The organism is Streptomyces sp. NPDC043870 (genome assembly GCF_056435785.1).
This window is the reverse complement of record NZ_JBWKDT010000118.1, coordinates 1-3,245: the sequence shown is the minus strand read 5'-3', so window position 1 is coordinate 3,245 and position 3,245 is coordinate 1. Positions and strand designations below refer to the sequence as shown.

Sequence of the window (3,245 nt, the reverse complement as noted above, 5' to 3'; positions counted from 1 at the left end):
TCGAACCGGGCCGCGTAGTCCTCCAACGGACCCGGCGCGGGCGGACACGGACGGCGAACGGTCATCTTCAGCCCCAGCAAGACAGTTGACTCCTATCACCGGCCTACGACCAACCCGACCTTCCGTCAACCCACGCCACCGCCGGATTTAACGAACTACCGGTAACGGTGAAGATCCTTGCAGGCCGAGGGGTAGGTGTCGCAGTAACTCTTGAACTGCCGCGCTGAGGAGGCGGAGAGCATGGCGTGGACGACGGCGCGTGAGAGCGTGTTGGCTGCCGCAGCGTCAATTTCGGTAAGCGTCTCGATGTCTTTTGGGTTGTTGTTGGCCAGCTTGTTACCGGTGCCGGTTGCAACGGCAAAGATGGTGTCTCCGTCCTCGAGGGTGTGCACGGGGTTGATGGCCCGGGCCAATCCATCGTTGGCGACCTGGGCCATCCTGGTTGCGGCTGCGTTCTCCAAGCTCGCGTTGGTGGCCACGACAGCGATTGTGGTGTTGTGACTCCTTTGAGGCTTTGGGGCCTCCTTACACTCCGTGGGGGAAGGTTTTCTCAGTCCGACGAACTCGTCGCCGATGCCCAAGTAGGCTCCCAACAGTGTGCAGTCCTTCGGGTTCACGGACGACCCGACGGGGTTGACCACGACCAGCGCGCCGATGATGACGCCGTTGTCCAGCTTGACGCTGGCCGTACCGACACCGCCCTTGAGTCCCCCTGCCAAGGCTCCTGTCCCAGCACCGACAGTGCCCTGGCGCACAGGGCCTTCGGTGGCCGCGTTCATCGCTCGGTATCCCCAGGATGCGTTGGGTCTGGCCTGTGCGTCGCCGCCTCGTCCGGTGTCCCAGATCACCGCTCCCGGCACCAGCGGCATCTTGGTCTTGGTGTGGTCCTCCACCCAGCGCATCGCGCCGGTGCCAACATCCATGCCCCAGGAGCTGCCGCCGGTGAGGACGATCGCATTCACCCCCGGATTGTTTCTCATTGGACTGAGTTCGCTCAGCATCCAGGTGGCCGGGTCGCCACCGCGTACGTCAACACCGGCCACAGGAGCCTGCGGCATGTACACCACGGTGGAGCCGGTTAGGTAGGGCTGGCGAGCCGACTGGACCTGGCCGACTCGTATACCGGGGACGTCGGTGATGGCATTGAGCGGTCCTGGCACTTCTTCTGTGGAATCTGTACCAGCGATGACTGCAGAGGGAGCGGCACTGCCAAGCGCCAGCGAGCAAGCTGCGATGGCGACCAAAATGCGGTTGGGACACGACCTCATCGAAGCTCTCCCTCTGCTGTACGCGGCGGCGCGCGGTGCCCGCGATGGGGCGCCCTTTCCCCCACCTTCTTAGCAATGTTTGCCGAGCAGGCGAAGAACCAGCGGTACTCGATCAGCCGCCATGTCGTCATCGGAGCTGTTTGGTGTCAAAACCGCCGTCAGCAGCGTCCATGTGATCCCGGACGGCGGCTACCGGGGTGGACGGCTCATACCGCGCCGCTGTGAGCAACCTCGTCTGAAACTGAGAGACACAACTCCTCAACAGCGAGGGCCAGGCCCGTCTCGAGCTGCCTTCACCGCCGAAAATTGGAAGACCTGACCCGCCAGCTCAAAGGCGGCGATGTCCACCAACCATGCTCACATTGCCCCGCTGCCACAACCTCACCCGTGCCGGGTGACAATCAAGACACAGGCCGACCGGCATGCCATGATCATTTGTGGGTGTACTGTCACTCATTTCCCTGCGCACGGATGCGCTGGACAGCCGCCCCGGCCGTCAGCCCGCATGGGGAGGCGTGAGGAATCCGCGCCGGACGCCCCACAGGGCGTGGCGGCGATATGTTCGGCGGATCCGCTGGTGGGGCGATCGACGATGCTGGCGCTCGCGGCCGAGCGAAAAGGCTGACGGCCCTACTGCCCAGGTATGCGCTCGAAATCGAGCCGGTGAGGGCCTGTTTAGGCGCGCATATCAAGCCGAGCTGGCAAATCTGGCCGGCTCACCTCAGCGAGCAGGAAGACTGCCCGCAGGCGGCCGGGCTCGCTACCGGACCGATTAAGACGCCGGACTCAGCGAGCCGGCGCCGGGCGACAGCAGGGCGCTGACGGCACGGCGTGCCGTCAGCGGGGGTACGGCTCTCCAGGCCCCTCATGCAGTCTGTGCCGCGGGGGCTGGCCGAACGATGGCACAGCACGCGAAGCCGGCCAGGAGCATGGCCACAGGAAAGGCCAGGGCTGCCTGGGCGGCGGTGATGGCGGTGTTTCCGAGGTGGGCTTGAAGGAGGACTCCGGTGGCGTCACTGCCGAGGGCCCCACCGAGCTGGCGGGCGGTGTTGAAGACACCGGACGCAGCACCGATCAGAGAAGGCTCCAGGGTGCGGGTGGCGATGCCGGCAAGCGGGGCGGAGACCAGCCCGATGCCGCTACCGGTCACGAGCAGCGACGGCATCAGCGTCCACAGGCCGATGCCCGGGTGCAGCAGCCATGCCAGCGAGCCGACACCCGCGACCAGCAGGGCGAAGCCGGCAGCCGCGAGCATGCGGGGACTGGTGGTGTCGGACCGCTTACCTGCCAGCCGTGCGCACAGCGAGGACAGAGCGAACATCGGGACAGTCACGGCGCCTGCCGCCAGCGGGCTGTAACCGAGGTCGCTCTGCAGGTAGATCATCAGGGGCAGGAACATACCGATCATGGCCGCTCCCATGGCCCCGCCCGCGGTGGCGCGGCGGAGAAGTTGCGGTTGCGGAACAGCCGCAGTGGCAGGAGAGGCTCTCCGGTGTTGCGGTGCTGCCACCACAGGAAGACAGCCAGGCAGAGGGCTCCAAAGACCAGGATGGCGGGGATCGTGACTCGCCCTGCGACGGTGCCCCAGTCGTATGCTTCGCCGCTTTGCACGCCGAAGACCAGTGCGGTCAGCCCCAGGCCGCTGAGCGCGATGCCCCACAGGTCGAGTCGGTGGTCCTTCGCCGGCCGCCAGTCGGGTAGCAGGCGGTACGCGGCGATCCAACCGGCGACCCCGACCGGCACGTTGATGAGGAAGATGCCGCGCCACCCGGTCCAGGCGACGAGCAGCCCGCCGAGCACCGGCCCGGCAGCCATCGCCGCGCCGCCGACCGCACTACCGACGGCGCCTGACCAGGCCAGATAGCGAAACGCTGCTGGAGTACTAGTACTCCAGCAGCACTTTGACGTTTTCCCTGTTCAGGGGCGGTTTGGGTGAGTGTAGTGGGCTGGGTTCCGGCCCGTGTTCTCTTTCCCGGA

General features: G+C 66.0%; 3 protein-coding genes. All 3 read right to left on the bottom strand.

Going from position 1 to position 3,245, the window contains the following annotated elements; genetic code table 11:
* Nucleotides 1-155: 155 nt before the first annotated feature.
* Nucleotides 156-1,160 carry a P1 family peptidase gene (locus AC0699_RS39470; protein WP_478671447.1) on the bottom strand — a complete coding sequence of 335 codons (1,005 nt, stop codon included), beginning with the start codon at nt 1,158-1,160 and terminating at the stop codon, nt 156-158.
* Nucleotides 1,161-2,133: 973 nt separating this feature from the next.
* Entirely contained in the window at nt 2,134-2,688 is a 555-nt protein-coding gene (locus AC0699_RS39465) for an MFS transporter (protein ID WP_478671442.1), read from the bottom strand.
* A complete protein-coding gene (locus AC0699_RS39460) occupies nt 2,673-3,083 on the bottom strand; it encodes a hypothetical protein (protein ID WP_478671437.1) in 411 nt (136 codons plus the stop codon). Before AC0699_RS39460 ends, AC0699_RS39465 begins: the two co-directional genes overlap by 16 nt.
* Nucleotides 3,084-3,245: the final 162 nt, after the last annotated feature.

Excerpts from the sequence above, each read along its gene's own strand:
- AC0699_RS39465 (WP_478671442.1), bottom strand. The coding sequence starts at position 2,688 with ATGGGAGCGGCCATGATCGGTATGTTCCTGCCCCTGATGATCTACCTG.
- AC0699_RS39460 (WP_478671437.1), bottom strand. The coding sequence starts at position 3,083 with ATGGCTGCCGGGCCGGTGCTCGGCGGGCTGCTCGTCGCCTGGACCGGG.